Genomic DNA, 15697 nt, shown 5'->3' with positions numbered 1-15697 from the left:
GGGCGTAGTACTGACGTGGCGTCCGATTGTGTGTTTGCGTGGCTTGTCGGCCGTCCTCAGGGAGGGTGCTCATGCGGCATCACGGCACGTGCGCTGAGCTGGTAGGGATCGGACCCCACGACCACATCGGGTGGGTGTACTCGGGGCCGGACGAGTTTCCGGCGCTGGCGCGGGACTTCCTCGCGACGGGGGCGGCGGCGGGTGAGCGGCTGATGTACGTGGCCGAGGACCCGAACGCCAGCAGGCTCGAGGGCATGGATCATCTGATCGACTCGGGCGTGCTCACGGTCGCGAGCATCGCCGAGGTCTATGGCGCCTCGGGCGTCGTGCACGCGGCGCATCAGCGGACTGTTTTCCTTCAGGCGCTGGCCGAGGCTCAGGCCGAGGGGTACGAGGCGATCCGGGTCGCGGCGGACAATACGCCCTTGCTCAGTAATGACGAGCGGTTCCGGGCGTGGCTGCGGTGGGAGATGGTCGCGGACCAGCTGATGTCGAAGCAGCCGGTCATCGGACTGTGCGCGTTCGACCGGGAACGGGTCGACATCGACCGGCTCCGCAACACCGCGACGCTGCATCCGCTGCTGTCGAGCTCGAGTCCGGTACCGCAGTTCCGGCTCTACAGCGACGAAGGGGAACTGCGGGCCGAGGGCGACCTGGACACCTACGCGGTGCAGCGGATCACGTGGGCGCTGCCGCATCTGCCGTTCGACACCGGGGTCATCATCGACCTCGCGGTGACCACGTTCCTCAGCAGCGCGGTGATGCAGGCGCTCTACAAGATCGCCCAGACGGGCATCCGGGTCACGATCCGCGGTACGGCGGAGGCCACCAGGGCGCTGCGGCAGGGCATCAGCTCCCACCACCCGCACCTGTCGTTCGTCGTGAGCTAGAGCAAGGTCAGCTCCACATAGCCCGCGTGGGTGAACGCCTGCCAGAACTTCAGCGCGTTGCCCGCAGGGGCGGCCTGGATGCGGGTGGTCTGGCCCTCCTGGGCCGTGAACCTCAGTCTGGGGCTGCCCGACCAGTCGATGCGGGCCTCGGCGATGTGTCGGCCGGGGTGGAGGTCGATCGTGAGCTCTCCACCGGCCTTGATCTTCCCGCACGGCACGTCATCGATGTACAGGCGGTAGGAGCGGATCGCGTCGCGGTAGCGCCATTTCGGACGCGTGAAGACGACTCTGGACGCTCTGGTCACGCCATCAGCATGCACGGGGGTGCCCTCCGCGGCCAGGGGATGTGTTGGTCGCGGAGGGCACGTCCGTCAGGGAGCGTCGGTGAGGACGGCGCCGGTGCGCGGGGTCGTCGTCAGGGCGGAGCTGTAGTTGGACTGGACGGCGGCCTTCTCGGAGGCGTTCGGGGTGGCGTTGGTGCACGAGACGCCGCCGGTGGAGCCGGACATCAGCGACGAGCAGGGGCCCGGCTTGCGGTCGGGCAGGCCGAGGCTGTGGCCGAGCTCGTGCGCGGCGATGCGGGTGGTGTTGTAGCCCTCGTTCACCGCCTCGCGGCCGAACCAGACCGTTCCGCTGCCGCCGGGGCGGATCGGGCCGAGGATCGACTGCGGCCAGCCGTTGGTGGCGATGATCTTGATCTCGGCGCGGCGGCCGGCGGGGGCCTTGACCAGGCGGACGTTGGTGACGTTGGTGTTCCAGACCTGGGCGCCGGCGGCCACGGCGCTCTTGAACTCGGCGGCCTGGCTGTCGTCGTAGTACAGCGTGGTGGTGGCGGCGTGGGCGGCGGGGGCGAGGGTGATCGAGAACGAGATCGCGGCGGCACCGATCAGCGCCTGTGCTCCTCTGCGTCGCAGCATGCGGGGGTCCTCCTCTGGAGCGACACTGCGTGACCCGGGTCAGGTCTGGAGGAGCGTATTTGCGGGCATTTGGGGCAACAAGTGGCGTCATGTGTCGTAATTTGCGTTGGTTCTCTGGCAGGTAGGCGAGACCTCGCAGGTAGAGGACCAATCGGCGGGGTTGGGGATCAAGAAAACGGGATTCCCGGGCATCGATCCTGATTTATACGGGCAATGACAGTTTTCGCATTGCTGAAATTTCCACCCATATCCAGTTTTCGCTACTAGCCGGGAATGACCACTCACGGCTGCTAGACATGGTTCTTCGCGCGGTACGAATTCACGCTTCTTTTGGCGGATGATCCAGCCAAGGGGAATCATGTCCGGTATTCGGGAATCCCTCGACGCCGCCGGGTACCGCCTGCTTCATCGCGCGCTGGAGCGGTGCGCGACCGGGCAGGCCTCGGGGTATCTGCAGATCGCGGGGCAACCCGGCGGTGTCTTCCGGCTCGCCCGGGGACTCGTGCTGGCCGTCGAGAGCCCGGGCGCGCCCGGGCCCGAGACGCTGCTGGCGCGTTCAGGCCGGATCAGCGACGGCGAACGCTCCGGTGGCAAGCCGGTGCACGACGGCCAGATCGGTGCGGCGGAGCTGCACGTGATCCGGCTGATGGCGGCCGTCGACGCCACGTTCGCCATCCTCGCGGGGCAGATGAGCGACTGCGTTCTGCACAGCACGAGCGAGATGGAGGGCGGGCGGGGCGAGGACCCGGAACGGCTCCTGCACGAGGCCCGGCGCCGCCTGGACGCCCTCGCCTCGCTGCCGGACGCCGTCCTGCCTCATCGCGAACGGTTCGTACGCGGAACGGGGCGGCTGGGGCGGGCGCACGACGAGGTGCCCGTACGCAAGGAGATCTTGCAGCTCAGCGACGGGCGGCGCTGCGCGCGCGACATCGCGTTCATGACGGGGCGCAGCGTCTACACGGTGACCGTGGAGGCCTCCCGCATGCTCACGGAGGGCCTGCTGGAACGGGTCGCGGTCGAGCAGCCGGTCCCGCGCATGCCCGGCAACTCCAGACCGCTCCTACCTCGCCTTCCTCCGCAACCGGACTCGGCCGAGGGCACGCTGGCCGGCGGCTATGGCGGAGCGACCGAGGAGGACGGGGCGGCGGGAGCGGCCGCGAGCGCGGGCGCGGGGACAGCCGGGTTCGAGGGGGCGGTCGGGGCGGCGGGCACGGCCGGGCCCGAAGGAGCGGCCGGGGCGATGCGGACGGCCGGGGCCAAGGGAACGACCTGGGGCGCGGAAGCGACCGAGGCCGGGGGAACGGCCGGGTCCGGGGGAACGGCCGGCTCCGCGGAAGCGACCGGGCCGATCGTTCCGGTGGAGCTGCCCCGGCGCAGACGGGACCCGGGCATCGCGGGAGAAGACGACGAAGAAAGGGACGGAACTGGCGTCCATTGGCGTGATTTTCTACGCCTTCGCGGACGCCCAGGGGGATTCGATGGTTGAAATCGGACGGCGCATGCCGGTGAAAGGCGTGCGAGGAGCGGACAAAGAGCGCGTTCTGGAGTTCTTATGTGCGCACATCCGCGAGGAGATCAGCCATGAATCACGACGCAATGCTCGCCGAGATGCGGGGACTGCGGGAGCAGATCACCGGAGTCACCGGCACCGTGGTGGCCGCCGTCGACGGCCTGCTCGTCGCCGCCGACACCGGGGACGGCATCGACCCGCACAGTCTCGCGGCGGTGGCCGCGGCCGGCCTCGGGATAGCCCGGCGCACGGTGACGGTCGCCGACCAGGGCGCGCTCGATCAGGCGGTCGCCTATTGCAGCCGCGGATACACGGCCGTGTACGCACTCGGGGACCTGGCGCTGATGGTCGTCCTCGGCGACGAGGGCCTGGACATCGGACGGCTGCACAGCGACTCGCAGCCGACCCTAGATCGGATCGGTTCGATCCTCATCGAAGGAGAATAGGAATGCCGAACAAACACAACGCGGGCTTCGGCGACCAGGTCGCCTCACTCGTCAAGACGTTGCAGGCGGACGTGCCCGACTGCGTCGCGGCGGGCGTGGTGGACATGTCCACCGGGATGCTGCTCGCGTACGAGACCGTGGAGAGCCACCCGCCGGAGGTCATGGACCTGCTCGCCGGCGCGACGCTCGACCTCTTCCAGGGCCGCACGGTCGTCATGATCGAGGACGTCTTCAAGGAGCGCCGCGGCCTGGACAGCGACCAGCACTACTTCCAGGAGGTCCTGGTCAACAGCGACAACGTGACCCATCTCTTCCTGCGCATGAACTCCCGCGAGGACGTCGTCGCGGTCATCGTCTGCCGTAAGTCGGTGAACGTCGGAATGCTGTTCGCGCAGGCGAGGCGAGTGGTCAAAGACCACGCCGGCCTGTGAGCAGAAGAAGGAGCCGTGGCCTGGGACGCCCCTCTGGCCACGGCTCCCCTCATGCTTGCATCCGGGGCCCGGTTCGTACGGATCAGCCGACCGTGACGAGTGCCACGCCCGCTGCGGCTATGGCGAGGCCTACTTGCTGTACGACGCGAAGGCGTTCGCTATAGGCGACCCGGGCCAGCAGCACCGTGATGGCCGGGTAGAGGGAGGTCAGTACGGCGGCCAGGCTGAGCATGCCGTCCTGTACGGCGAGGAAGTACAACGCGTTGGCCGAGGCGTCCAAGGCTCCCGAAAGCAGGGCGAGGCCTATCAGGAAGCGGCCTGAGACCTTGGGGCCGGTCTCCCCCATGCGCGCCATGAAGATGAACGCCACGACGATGACCACGAGGTTGCCCGTACGGGCTGCGACGAGGGGCCAAAGGCCTGCGCCATCGCCCGCCTGCTTGAGCATGATGAAGAAGATGCCGAAGCAGGCACCCGAGATGCCCGCCATGAGAGGGCCGCTGTCGAGGAGCCCGCGCCCCTGGACGCCGCGCCCCTGGACGGGACGCCGCGATGCGGGGTGCCCTGGGGCGGGGTGCCCTGGGGCGGGGCGTCCCTGCGCGGAGTGTCCCTGCGCGGGGCGTCCCTGCGCGGGGCGTCCCTGCGCAGGGCGTCCCTGGGCAGGGCGTCCCTGGGCAGGGCGTCCCTGGGCAGGGTGCCCATGGGCTGGTGTCTCTTCCTTCTTCTTGTCGTTCTTCTCCATGCTGACCAGGCCGATCGCGACCAGGCAGAGCAGGACGCCCAGGATCACGTTCGTGTCGAGCTTCTCGCCGCGCAGGAGGCCGACTGCCACGGGCAGGATCGCGGCGGCGAGGGCCGAGACCGGGGCGACCACGCTCATCGGGCCGCGGGCGAGGGCTCGGTAGAACGTGATCAGGCCCGTACCGCCCGCCAGCCCGGCGCCGAATCCCCAGGCCAAGCCGGAGACGCTGGGCGTTCCGCCGGTCAGGGCCGTGGCGACGAGGACGAGCAGCAGCCCCGCCGGAACGCACCACAGCAGTGCTCTGAGGGCGGTCGAACGGCGGGCGACGGCCCCGCCGAGGAAGTCCGCGACGCCGTACGCCAGCGCCGCGCCCAGCGCCAGCAGTGTCACCATCAGGCGCCGCCGATCAGGCGGCTTTGGATCCGGACGTCCGGGGAGATCGCGCGCAGTCGGGCGGACAGGTCCTCGCCGGCCTCCTGAAGGCGGTCGAGGCTGTACGGCTCAAGGCGCTCGAGCAGGAACAGCACGTTCTTGCTGGACTCGGTGACGCGGGTGCGGACGCACTGCCGCCAGTTCCAGCGTCTGCAGGTCACGCCCGCGTCGTCCCGCCAGACGACCTCGCCCGCGGACGGGTGCTCGACGGCGGGCTCGCCGCCCGCGATCACGTCGAACGGCTCGTCGCCGGTGGCGCGGATCAGGCGAGCCGGTCCCTGGTAGGCGTCGAGGTCCTCGCCGCCTACCGGCAGGCGGTACTGGACGCTGATCGCGTTGTAGGCGTCCACGACCTTGTTGATGGCGGGCAGGGCGTCGGCTCGGCGGAGCAGCGCGTCCACCGACGGCCGGGTCCGCTGTGGCTTGGCGCCGAACGCGCGGTACGCCTCCCGCCAGGCGACCACATGCGGATCCTCAACGGCCGAGCCCGCACCAGCGCCAGCACCGGTACTGGCTTCGGCCGCGCCCGCTTCGGCGGCACCCGCTCCGCGGATGGCAGCGTCGGCGACACCGACCTCGGCGGCACCGGCTCCAGCGGCAGGGCCATCGGCGGCACCGGCTCCGGCGGTGGCGACACCGGCTCCGGGGATGGCGGCGTCGGCGGCGGCAGCACCGGCGGCTTCGGGGATGGCGGACTTGGCGGCGGCGGCCAGCCAGGCCTCGGCTTCGGCGTCGCTCGGACCGTTCACCAGTCCCTCGGCAGTGATCACGAGCACCGCGAAGTCCGGCCGCAGGTCGAACACGGCCTGGTCGACGGCGATCCGGTCCAGCATCCTTACACTCCTCACCTCAAGGTCAGCGGTCATTTTAATAGACTCTTGATGGCACTATAACGACCGAGAGGGCTTGTGATCGAGGATGATCGAGGAGCGTTCGTGAGCGAGGACATCGGCGAGGCCGTCGCCAAGACCGTGCGATCGCTGCGCGGCGGGCACGGCTGGAGCCTGGACGAGCTGGCCGCGCGGGCGGGCGTCAGCAAGGGCGTCCTGGTCGGGCTGGAGCAGGGCCGCGGCAACCCCAACCTGAGCACGCTGATCCGGATCTCCGAGGCGCTCGGGGTGCCGCTCACCCGGCTCGTTCAGGTCACCGAGGAGCCGCCGGTCCGGGTGTTCCCGCCGAACCGGCAGGTGGTGCTGTGGCGCGGGCCGAACGGCGGCCTCGGAACCCTGCTCGGCGGCAGTGATCCGCGCCCGTCACTGGAGCTGTGGCGGTGGGAACTTCGCCCAGGAGAGCAAAGAGAAAGCGAACCACACGTCCCCGGGACGAAAGAGGCCGTATATGTAGAAGAGGGAACACTCTCACTGCACGTGGACGGTCACGTCGACGTGCTGGAGGCCGGGATGGCCGCGGTGTTCGTGGGCGACCGGCCGCACGCGTACGGCAATGAAGGGAGCCACGACCTGCACTTCATCCTCGCCGTCCTGGACCTTTGACCGGTATGCCCTGATCGCCTGGAACGGGCCACGGAAGCAGATTCGTTGAAGCTTTGTGCGTACGCTTGTCAAGACACCTTCGGACGGTCGATGATCCCGCACGATGATCTGTCGTCTGATGCTGAGAGGCCCTGAGCGGTGAACCGACGAGAGACGCACGATCGCGCCGGAGTCAAGGGCGCGGTGATGGTGCTTCCCGACGCCGCCGCCTGGCGACCCATCGCGCCGGCGGTCGTCGAGATCCCGCACATGCTGAACGGCGTCGCCGCCGCTTCCCCCGAGGAGATCTGGGTCGCCGGGCACGCCGCCCAGCAGCCGCTCCTCGCCCGCTGGGACGGCACGGCCTGGGCCGTTCCGCCCGGCCCGGCCGCCGACGCCGCCCTCCTCGGCGCGGGATTCCAGGGCATCTCCCGTTCATCCGAGGGCGCGATCGCCGTGGGCGGCGGGTTCGACCGGCTCGCCGGCACCGAGGTCCCGCTCGTGCAGCATTGGAACGGTTCGTCCTGGGCGAGCTGGACGGCCCCCGACGCCGCCCGCGACTACGTCCTGACCGACGTGGCGATGTTCGGCGCCGAGGCCTGGGCGGTCGGCCACGGCTTCTCCTGGGGCCCGGCGGGCGCCGCGGCCTCCGCCGTGAGCGGCGCGGGCACCGCGGGCACCGCGGCTTCCGCTGGCTCCGCCACGAGGCCCGCGGGCCCGGTCGCGATCCACTGGGACGGCAAGGCCTGGCACCCGGAGACCACTCCCCCGATCGCCAGGGGCAAGCTGCTGGCCGTCTCCGGAACGTCGCCCACCGACGTGTGGGCCGTGGGCGCCGCCGACCGCGCCGGCCTGATCATGCATTACGACGGCGCCTCCTGGGCCCAGGTCCCCAGCCCGTCCACCAGGTTCCCGCTGACCGGCGTCGCCGCGATCGCCGCCGACGACGCCTGGGCCGTGGGCCGCGACCGCGTCCTGCGCTGGAACGGCCGCAAGTGGAGCCGCGTCAAGGCGCCCATCACCGCCGCCAACACGATCACCGCCCTCGCCCCCGACGACATCTGGGTCGCCGGCGGCCGCGGGGAACTGGCCCACTTCGACGGCCGCCGCTGGTCGGTGACCGCGTCCCCGCACCCCATGGGCGACACCGCCGTCTGGCTCGCCTCGGCGTCCCTGCCCGGCAGCGTCTGGATGGTCGGCTCCCACCAGGCCACCAGCGCCACCGGCCCCGTCGAGTCCTCCATCACCGCCCGCTCCACCGAAAACTGACCCCCGAACGCCCCGCCCCACCGGCCCGCCCCGACGCAGCCCCAGGCGGTGAAGCCCGGACGCGCAGGCCCGGACGCGCAGCCCCCGCGCGCGCAGGCCCGGCGCGGAAACCCAGGCGCGCAAACCCAGGCCCGGAGCCCCAGAGGCGCAGGCCCAAGCGCGCAGGCCCAAACGCGGAAATCCAGGTGCTCAGCCCCAGACGCGCAGCCCCAGACGCGGAAACCCAGACGCGCAGCCCCAGACGCGGAAACCCAGACGCGCAGCCCCAGACGCGGAAACCCAGACGCGCAGCCCCAGACGCGCAAGCCCCAGACGCGCAGCCCCAGACGCGCAAGCCCAGGCGCGGAAACCCAGACGCGCAGGCCCAAGCGCGCAAGCCCAGACGCGGAAACCCAGACGCGCAGCCCCAGACGCGCAGGCCCGGACGCGCAGGCCCGGGCCCGCAGGCCCGGGCGCGGAGGCTCGGCTGCGGGGGGTTGGCCGACTCGATGGCGCTGGCGGCGCGGGCAGTACCAGGCGTGGGCACTACCAGGGGATGACGCCGTCGTCGTCGAAGTAGGAGCCGCTGGGGCCGTCGGCGGGCATGGTCGCGAGCTTGATGGCGATGGCCGCGCCCTGCTCGGGGGTACGGACGCCGCGGAAGCCGTTGAGGTCGGTCGCGACGTACCCCGGGCAGGCGGCGTTGATCAGGAACTTGGTGCCGCGCAGCTCCCGCGCGTACTGGACCGTGACGGCGTTGAGGAACGTCTTGGACGGCGAGTACGCGACCGACAGCGGGCCGACCTGGTTCTCGGTGTCGGGGTCGCTCTGCCGGGTGAGGGAGCCGACCGTGCTGGACATGTTGATGATCCGCGGCGACTCCGAGCGGTGCAGCAGCGGCAGCAGCGCGTTGGTCACGCGGATGACGCCGATGACGTTGGTCTCGACGGCCGTGCGGACGGTGTCGAGGTCGACGTCGGTGGGCTGCTGCGGCATGCCGCCGGTCACGCCCGCGTTGTTGACGAGCACGTCCAGCCGTCCGCCGCGTTCCTCGATCAGCCGGGCGGCGGCCTCGACGCTCGCGTCGTCGGTCACGTCGAGCGGGACGCCGAACGCGTCGGCTCCGGCCGCGCGCAGCTTGGCCACGGCGGCCTCGCGGCGCTCGTCGTTCCGGGCGCCGACGCCGACGCTCCAGCCGAGCGCGCCCAGGCCGGCCGCGATCTCGAATCCGATCCCCTTGTTCGCGCCGGTGACCAGCGCGATCGTGTTCTCACTCATGCATTGATCGTGTCCCGGACCCCACTCGGACCTCCAACACCGTTTGGGTGAGCATCAATACTCCCCGAGTATCAATCCACTCTCATCAGCGAAAACATCGTTCGCCGAATCCGAATGCGCTGTCCCGCGGGTACCGTGACGGGCATGGAGACGCGGGAGTTGCGGTACTTCGTGGCGGTCGCCGAGGAGCTGCACTTCGGCCGGGCGGCGGAACGTCTCGGAATGGCGCAGCCGCCCCTCTCGCGCGCGATCCAGCAGCTGGAACGGCGGCTCGGCGTGGCCCTGCTGCAGCGTACGAGCCGTACGGTCACGTTGACCGAGGCCGGAGCGGTGCTGCTGCGCGAGGGCCGGGCGGCCCTCGACGCGGTCGACGCCGCCGACCGCCGCACCCGCCGGGCCGCGAACGGCCACGCCGGGCTGGTCCTGGTCACCAAGGCCGGGGCGTCCAACGAACTGCTGCCCAAGCTCCTCGACGCCTACGCCGCCGAGCCCGACTCCGTCCGCATCGACGTTCACCTCTGCGGGCCCGGCGAGCAGGAGCGGCTGCTGCGCGACGGGCGGGCCGACGTGGCGCTGCTGCACCTCCCGTACGACTCGACGTCCGGGCTCGACACCGAGGAGCTGCTGCGAGAGGACCAGGTCGCGGTCCTGCCCGCCGGGCACCCGCTCACCACCCGGACCAGCCTGAAGATGGCCGACGTCGCCGACCTGCCCGACCTGCCGATGCCGCGCTGGCCGCGCCGGGACGGGACGTACCGGGACGGCCCGGGGCCCGTGGTCCGGGACAACGCGCAGCTCTACCAGTTGATCTCGCTCGGCCGGACGGTGGCCGTCCTGCCGGAGTCGTGCCGCGTCAACCTGCACGGCAACCTGGCCGCCGTCCCCGTCCTGGACGCGCCCACCGTCACCACGGTGATCGCCTGGCCGCCGCACAGCCGTTCCCAGGCCTTGGCAGGCCTGATCCGTACCGCCACGAACCTCTGAGGACCCGCGCGGGGATCAGGCGTTGAGGCGGATGGGCATGAGCAGGTAGCGGAAGCCGGTGTCCTCGTCGCTCTCCGGCGCCTCCTCCTCTTCGCCGCCCTCGGGGTCAGGGATCGCGCTGAGGAGGGCGGGCTTGGTCGGGGTGGTGCACTGCAGGCGGGCGTACTTGGTGTCGATGCCGGCCAGGCCGTCGAGCAGGTACTGCGGGCTGAACGCGATGTCGATCTCATCGCCCGTGAGCTGAGCGGACTGGGACTCGTTCGCGCGCGCTGCGTCGCCCGAGGCGGCGCGGATCTGGACCTCGTCGGCGGAGAAGGCCAGGCGGAGCGGGGTGTTGCGTTCGGTGACCAGGGCGACGCGCTTGATCGCCTCGACGAACGTGGCGGTACGGACGCGGGCGACGGACGTCCAGGTGCCGGTGAGGCGGGTCCGGTAGTTGATGTACTGGTCGTCCAGCAGGCGCGTGGTCATGCGGCGGCCGCCGCTCTCGATGCCGATCAGGGTGTCGGTGCCGCTGCCGCCCGCCAGGTTGATCGTGACCTCGTCGCCGGAACGGATCGCCTTGGCGGTGTCGGCCAGCGTCCGCGCCGGGACCACGATCCCCGCCTTGAATTCAGGGTCGGCGGGCGACCAGGTGAGCTCGCGGGCGGCGATGCGGTAGCGGTCCGTGCAGGCCAGCCACATCGTGTCGCCCTCGAAATCGATCCGTACACCGGTCAGCATGGGCAGGGTGTCGTCGCGTCCGGCGGCCGGTGAGACCTGCGCGACGGCGGCGGTGAACAGCTCGCCGGGGATCGTGCCCGCTACGCCGGGCGGCTCGGGCAGCGTGGGGTAGTCCTCGACCGGCATGGTCTGCAGCCCGAACTCGGCGGTGCCGCAGCGGACCACGACCTCCGTGCCCTTGAGGGAGATGTCCACAGGCTGTGGAGGAAGGTTGCGTACGATCTCGGCGAGCAGGCGGCCGGGCACCAGAACGCGGCCCGACTCGGCGACCATCGCGGCCACGCCCGCCTTGGCCGAGACCTCGTAGTCGAACCCGGCCACCGAGACGCCGTCGTCGCCCGCCTCGATGAGCATGCCCGCCAGGACCGGCAGCGCGGGGCGGGAGGGCAGCGTGCGGGCCGCCCAGGCCACGGCCTCGGCGAGCGTCTGTCGTTCGACCCGGAACTCCACCATGACTGCCTCTCGACTCTCGGCTACACCTGGCACGTTAACCCCCGCCAAGGACAAAACCACCCATCGGGAGGTTCACCCGTCCGGGGGAGGTCACCGGCCGCTGAGAGGGAGGCCCGCGCGCCGACGGCTCAGCAGAGTAGGGGCCATGAACACGACGCTGACCTTGGACGACCGGCGACCGGCACTGCGGAACGCGGGGGCGTACGCGGCCGCCGCCTGGGGTGTGCTGTTCTCGCTCGTACACGTCTACTGGCTGGCCGGCGGCCGAGCGGGCCTCCCGAACGGCCAGTCGATCTTCGACAACGCCCCGCTGCTGGTCATCGACGTGATCGCGATCCCGGTGTCGGCGGTCGCGGCGGCGCTGGCCCTGGCGCTCGTACGTCCCTGGGGCGAGCGCTTCGCGCGCAGGATGCTGTTGACGGCCGCGTGGGGCGCGACCGCCGTCATGATCGTCCACGCCCTCCCCAGCGTCGTGGACTGGGCCGCACTGGCCGTGGGCGCGAAGTCCTCAGGCGACCTGACCGCCGAGGAGCGCTTCGCCACCTTCCTCTACGAGCCCTGGTTCATGGCCGGCGGCCTCCTCTTCGCCCTCGCCGCCCTCACCTTCCAACGCAGCCGTCGCCGATGACACCACAGCGGTGACGCCCCCCAAGCCGCCCTGCCGCGACGCGGCGCCCCGTCGACCGCTCGTGACGCGCTGTCGGGGGCGTGCGGTCTGCGGTGCGGTGCGTGGGGTGGGTTGGGGGTGGAGGGGGCCGCCGGGTCGTCCCGCTGCGGGGGCGGGGGCGATCCGGCGGCCGTTTTGGGTGGTCAGAAGAGGGTTGCGGTGGTCGTGGAGCCTGAGCCGGCTCTGACTTGGTTTTCGAAGTCGAGCAGGCGGCGTTTGCGGTCGATGCCGCCGCCGTAGCCGGTGAGGTTTCCCGTGGAACCAACCACGCGATGGCAGGGGACGATGATGCCGACCGGGTTCTTGCCGTTCGCCAGGCCCACGGCGCGCGAGGCGCTGGGGTTGCCGATCTCCACGGCGAGCCGGCCGTACGAGACGGTCTCGCCGTACGGGATCTCCTGGAGCGCCTCCCAGACGCGGCGCTGGAACGGGGTGCCGTGCAGGTTCAGCGGCAGATCGAAGTCGGTCAGCTCGCCCGCGAAGTAGGCGGTCAGCTGTTCGGCCACGGCGGCGAACGGGTCGGCCTCTGGGTCCTCGCGGTCACCGAAGGTCTCCTGGTCCGGGCGGTGCCGCTGCAGGTCCATGTAGAGGCCGGACAGCGCGCCGTCGGTCGCGACCAGGGTCAGCGGGCCGTACGGGCTGTCCACCACGGTGTGCGTCCGGTGTCCGGACATGGTCTTGGTTCCTCTCCTCGTGCAGGTGTCAGGCGGGCAGCCGGTTGATCGCGTGGTCACCGGTGGCCCAGAGGTACTGGACGGCGTAGGCGCGCCACGGGCGCCAGGCGGCGGCGCGGCGGGTGAGGGCGGCCGGGGTGGTGGGCAGGCCCAGCCCGTCGGCGGCGATCTTGACGCCCAGGTCGCCGGGGATGAACGCGTCGGGGTCGCCGAGCGCCCGCATCGCGATCGTCTCGATGGTCCACGGGCCGACTCCGGGGAGCTCGGCGAGCTGGGAGCGGGCCTCGATCCAGTCGCTGCCGACGCCCAGGTCGATCTCTCCGGCGGCGAGCGCCGCGACGAGGGAGGTCAGGGTCGTACGGCGGGTCTTGGGGAACGCCAGCGTCTCCGGATCGAGGTCGGCCAGCGCGGCGGGGTCGGGGAACAGGTGCGTCAGGCCGCCGCCGGGGTCGACGATCTGCTCGCCATGCGCGGTGACCAGGCGGGCGGCGTGGGTGCGGGCGGCCGCCGTGGACACCTGCTGGCCCAGTACGGCCCGTACGGCGAACTCGGCGGCGTCGACCGTGTGCGGGACGCGACGCCCGGGGGCCTTGTCGACCAGGGGCGCGAGGACGGGATCGGTGCGCAGGAGGTCGTCGACGGCGACGGGATCGGCGTCCAGGTCCAGCATCCGGCGGCACCGGCTGATCGCGATGGTGAGGTCGCGGAGGTCGGTGAGCGACAGCGTGCACTGGACGTGGTCGGGGTGCGGGCGCAGGGCCACGATGCCGTAGCCGTTCGGCAGGCGCAGGGTCCGGCGGTACGCGCCGTCGCGCCACTCCTCGACGCCCGGCACGGCCGTCGCCGCCAGGTGGCCGAACAGGTTGTCCGGGAACAGCGGTGCCCGGAACGGCAGCCGCAGCGCCAGCGTCACCTCCGGGACGGCAGCCTCAGTGCTCGGCTGAACGGCGGATGCGGCAGCGCGGCGGGAGGCAGGGTGGCCTCGGGCAACGCGGTCGCGGAGCTCGGTCGGGGTGAGGGCGAACACCTCTCGTACGGTGTCGTTGAACGCCCGGATGCTCGCGAACCCGGCGGCGAACGCGACGTCGCTCATCGGCAGGGCGCTGGTCTCGATCAGCAGGCGGGCGGTCTGGGCGCGTTGCGCGCGGGCCAGGGCGAGCGGGCCGGCGCCGAGCTCGGCCTGCAACTGGCGTTCGATCTGACGCGTGCTGTAGCCAAGCCGGGACGCGAGCCCGGGAACGCCTTCACGGTCGACGATCCCGTCGGCGATGAGGCGCATCGCCCGCGCCACGACGTCGGCCCTTTCGTTCCACTGCGGGGAGCCGGGGCTGGCGTCGGGGCGGCACCGCTTGCAGGCGCGGAATCCGGCCTGCTGCGCGGCCGCGGCGCTCGGGTAGAAGCGCATGTTCTCCGGCTTGGGCGGCACGACCGGGCAGCTCGGCCGGCAGTAGATTCCCGTGGTCACGACCCCGGTGAAGAACCACCCGTCGAACCGCGCGTCCTTGGACTGAACCGCCCGTACACACCGCTCCACGTCCTCATGCATGCCTCCAGCATCACCGAGGCCAGCGGCTTTCACTAGCGAAAATCCGACGTCACCCTTGAGTACCGCCGGGACCGGCGGCGCGGGGTGCGTCGCCGGGCGCGGCGCGGGGTGCGTCGCTGGGTGCGTCGCGGGGGCCGTTGCTGGGTGCGTCGCGGCCGGTCAGGGCGTAGAGGGCCACCCCGACCGTGATCGCCAGGATGCCCGCCCACGCGGCCGGGCCGGGCGGATGGGCGGCCAGGATGACCGGTTCCAGCAGGGCGACGAAGACCACCTCGCCCGCCTGGGTGGCCTCGACGGCCGCCAGCCGCAGCGGGTCGTCCCGTACGCGCTGGGTCGCGGCGAAGAACAGCGACGTCGCGATCACGCCGGAGCAGACGGCCACCACGGCCGTCCCGGTCAGCTGGCCGGTGGCGGGCAGCCCGGCGCGCAGGCCGCCGATCAGCCCGAGGACCAGCCAGAGCGGCAGGCTCGCCAGCGACATCGCCAGCAGCCGCTGGAACGAGTCGAGCCGGTCACCGGCCAGTTCCATCGTGCGGCGGTTGCCGACCGGGTACGCGACGGCGGCGAACAGGACGAGCGCGATCCCGCCGAGCATCGCCCACGACGGCTTCTGATCGCCGCCGAGCTGCGCCACGAAGACACCGGCCAGGATCAGCCCGGACAGCGTGACGCCCTTGGCCGGGATGCGGCGCCGGCGGTCGCCCGCCGCGTACAGGAACGGGGCGAGGAACATGCCGCAGACGATGGTGACCTGCCAGCTCGCCGCGATCATCCAGCCGGGCGCGGTCGTCGCGGCCAGGCACAGCGGGGCGTAGAACAGGCCGAAGCCGACCGTGCTCCACAGCATCCAGCGGCCCGGCGCGGCGCGCAGGGCCTGGAACACCGGCGCGAGCCCGCCGCGGCTCGGCCGAGCCGCCACGATCGCGAAGAAGATCGGGAGGGAGAGCAGGAAGCGCAGCGACGCGGTCCATTCCCAGGCGCCGCCGTCGACGGCGAGGAGCCGGTTGACGATGAACGAGGAGGAGAAGAACAGCGCGCCGAGCAGTCCGAGGCCGATCGCCGGGGCCGTGCCCGAGGCGCGCCGTACGGGACGGGCCCGCCGCCGCCCGGGTCGTACGCGCGCGTCCGCGCCCACCATCGCCACGTTCGCCACGATCACTCCCCCGGGGTCCGCCCGGGGAGACATTACCGGCCGCATCGTGATGACCCGCCAGGTAATCGCCTGCATCACCCCAGACGCGGCACCGTGGTGGTCATCGGCGGCCGAGGTCCGGCGGCCATGAC

Annotated in this window: 16 protein-coding genes and 3 pseudogenes; 9 read left to right on the top strand and 10 right to left on the bottom strand. The window is 71.6% G+C overall.

Annotated elements, in window-relative coordinates:
* Nucleotides 1–71: 71 nt before the first annotated feature.
* Nucleotides 72–890: an MEDS domain-containing protein gene (locus J4573_RS41450; RefSeq protein ID WP_208261628.1), complete on the top strand. Its 819-nt coding sequence runs from the start codon at nt 72–74 to the stop codon at nt 888–890.
* Here J4573_RS41450 and J4573_RS41445 read toward each other — a convergent pair.
* Nucleotides 887–1195: a hypothetical protein gene (locus J4573_RS41445; protein WP_208261627.1), complete on the bottom strand. Its 309-nt coding sequence runs from the start codon at nt 1193–1195 to the stop codon at nt 887–889. The genes J4573_RS41450 and J4573_RS41445 overlap by 4 nt on opposite strands.
* A gap of 66 nt (nt 1196–1261) precedes the next feature.
* Nucleotides 1262–1807 (bottom strand): snapalysin family zinc-dependent metalloprotease, encoded by a 546-nt coding sequence (locus tag J4573_RS41440; RefSeq protein WP_208261626.1) that lies wholly within the window; start codon nt 1805–1807, stop codon nt 1262–1264.
* Nucleotides 1808–2165: 358 nt separating this feature from the next.
* On the opposite strand from J4573_RS41440, the gene J4573_RS41435 reads away from it, so the two are divergent.
* The 3 genes from J4573_RS41435 to J4573_RS41425 all read left to right on the top strand — a co-directional run bounded on the left by J4573_RS41435 (nt 2166) and on the right by J4573_RS41425 (nt 4194).
* A complete protein-coding gene (locus J4573_RS41435) occupies nt 2166–3293 on the top strand; it encodes a hypothetical protein (RefSeq protein ID WP_208261625.1) in 1128 nt (375 codons plus the stop codon).
* A gap of 95 nt (nt 3294–3388) precedes the next feature.
* Nucleotides 3389–3763: a roadblock/LC7 domain-containing protein gene (locus tag J4573_RS41430; RefSeq protein WP_208261624.1), complete on the top strand. Its 375-nt coding sequence runs from the start codon at nt 3389–3391 to the stop codon at nt 3761–3763.
* Nucleotides 3764–3765: 2 nt separating this feature from the next.
* Nucleotides 3766–4194 carry a hypothetical protein gene (locus J4573_RS41425; RefSeq protein ID WP_208261623.1) on the top strand — a complete coding sequence of 143 codons (429 nt, stop codon included), beginning with the start codon at nt 3766–3768 and terminating at the stop codon, nt 4192–4194.
* A gap of 82 nt (nt 4195–4276) precedes the next feature.
* Here the strand turns inward: J4573_RS41425 and J4573_RS56830 are convergent.
* A pseudogene (locus J4573_RS56830) lies at nt 4277–4681 on the bottom strand (EamA family transporter); the annotation flags it as partial.
* A 72-nt stretch (nt 4682–4753) separates the two neighbouring features.
* Between J4573_RS56830 and J4573_RS56825 the strand changes: the two are divergent.
* Nucleotides 4754–4834: pseudogene (locus tag J4573_RS56825) on the top strand (hypothetical protein); the annotation flags it as partial.
* Nucleotides 4835–4948: 114 nt separating this feature from the next.
* Here the strand turns inward: J4573_RS56825 and J4573_RS56820 are convergent.
* Both J4573_RS56820 and J4573_RS41410 read right to left on the bottom strand, forming a co-directional pair.
* Nucleotides 4949–5329, bottom strand: a pseudogene (locus J4573_RS56820) (EamA family transporter); the annotation flags it as partial.
* On the bottom strand, nt 5329–6201 hold the full coding sequence (locus tag J4573_RS41410; RefSeq protein WP_243774400.1) for a B3/B4 domain-containing protein: 873 nt from the start codon (nt 6199–6201) through the stop codon (nt 5329–5331). The pseudogene J4573_RS56820 and the gene J4573_RS41410, both read right to left, overlap by 1 nt.
* Nucleotides 6202–6303: 102 nt before the next feature.
* Between J4573_RS41410 and J4573_RS56420 the strand changes: the two genes are divergently transcribed.
* Entirely contained in the window at nt 6304–6861 is a 558-nt protein-coding gene (locus J4573_RS56420; protein WP_208261620.1) for a helix-turn-helix domain-containing protein, read from the top strand.
* A 138-nt stretch (nt 6862–6999) separates the two neighbouring features.
* Nucleotides 7000–8109: a hypothetical protein gene (locus J4573_RS41400; RefSeq protein WP_208261619.1), complete on the top strand. Its 1110-nt coding sequence runs from the start codon at nt 7000–7002 to the stop codon at nt 8107–8109.
* Nucleotides 8110–8634: 525 nt separating this feature from the next.
* Here the strand turns inward: J4573_RS41400 and J4573_RS41395 are convergent.
* Complete coding sequence (locus J4573_RS41395) at nt 8635–9366, bottom strand: SDR family oxidoreductase (protein ID WP_208261618.1); 732 nt, start codon at nt 9364–9366, stop codon at nt 8635–8637.
* Nucleotides 9367–9510: 144 nt separating this feature from the next.
* On the opposite strand from J4573_RS41395, the gene J4573_RS41390 reads away from it, so the two are divergent.
* A complete protein-coding gene (locus tag J4573_RS41390; protein WP_208261617.1) occupies nt 9511–10350 on the top strand; it encodes a LysR family transcriptional regulator in 840 nt (279 codons plus the stop codon).
* A 15-nt stretch (nt 10351–10365) separates the two neighbouring features.
* Here J4573_RS41390 and dnaN read toward each other — a convergent pair whose 3' ends face one another.
* Nucleotides 10366–11523 carry a DNA polymerase III subunit beta gene (gene dnaN, locus J4573_RS41385; RefSeq protein WP_372442999.1) on the bottom strand — a complete coding sequence of 386 codons (1158 nt, stop codon included), beginning with the start codon at nt 11521–11523 and terminating at the stop codon, nt 10366–10368.
* Nucleotides 11524–11671: 148 nt separating this feature from the next.
* On the opposite strand from dnaN, the gene J4573_RS41380 reads away from it, so the two are divergent.
* Nucleotides 11672–12154: a DUF3995 domain-containing protein gene (locus J4573_RS41380; protein ID WP_208261615.1), complete on the top strand. Its 483-nt coding sequence runs from the start codon at nt 11672–11674 to the stop codon at nt 12152–12154.
* A gap of 182 nt (nt 12155–12336) precedes the next feature.
* On the opposite strand, the gene J4573_RS41375 is transcribed toward J4573_RS41380, so the two are convergent.
* The 3 genes from J4573_RS41375 to J4573_RS41365 are packed head-to-tail and all read right to left on the bottom strand — an operon-like array spanning nt 12337 to nt 15566.
* Nucleotides 12337–12867 (bottom strand): methylated-DNA--[protein]-cysteine S-methyltransferase, encoded by a 531-nt coding sequence (locus tag J4573_RS41375; RefSeq protein WP_208261614.1) that lies wholly within the window; start codon nt 12865–12867, stop codon nt 12337–12339.
* A gap of 28 nt (nt 12868–12895) precedes the next feature.
* Nucleotides 12896–14413, bottom strand: a complete 1518-nt coding sequence (locus J4573_RS41370; protein ID WP_208261613.1) for an AlkA N-terminal domain-containing protein — start codon at nt 14411–14413, stop codon at nt 12896–12898.
* A gap of 49 nt (nt 14414–14462) precedes the next feature.
* Entirely contained in the window at nt 14463–15566 is a 1104-nt protein-coding gene (locus J4573_RS41365; RefSeq protein WP_208261612.1) for a DMT family transporter, read from the bottom strand.
* Nucleotides 15567–15697 lie beyond the last annotated feature (131 nt).

Source organism: Actinomadura barringtoniae, assembly GCF_017573505.1.
Lineage (GTDB): Bacteria > Actinomycetota > Actinomycetes > Streptosporangiales > Streptosporangiaceae > Spirillospora > Spirillospora barringtoniae.
This window is presented reverse-complemented; position numbering and strand designations above follow the sequence as displayed.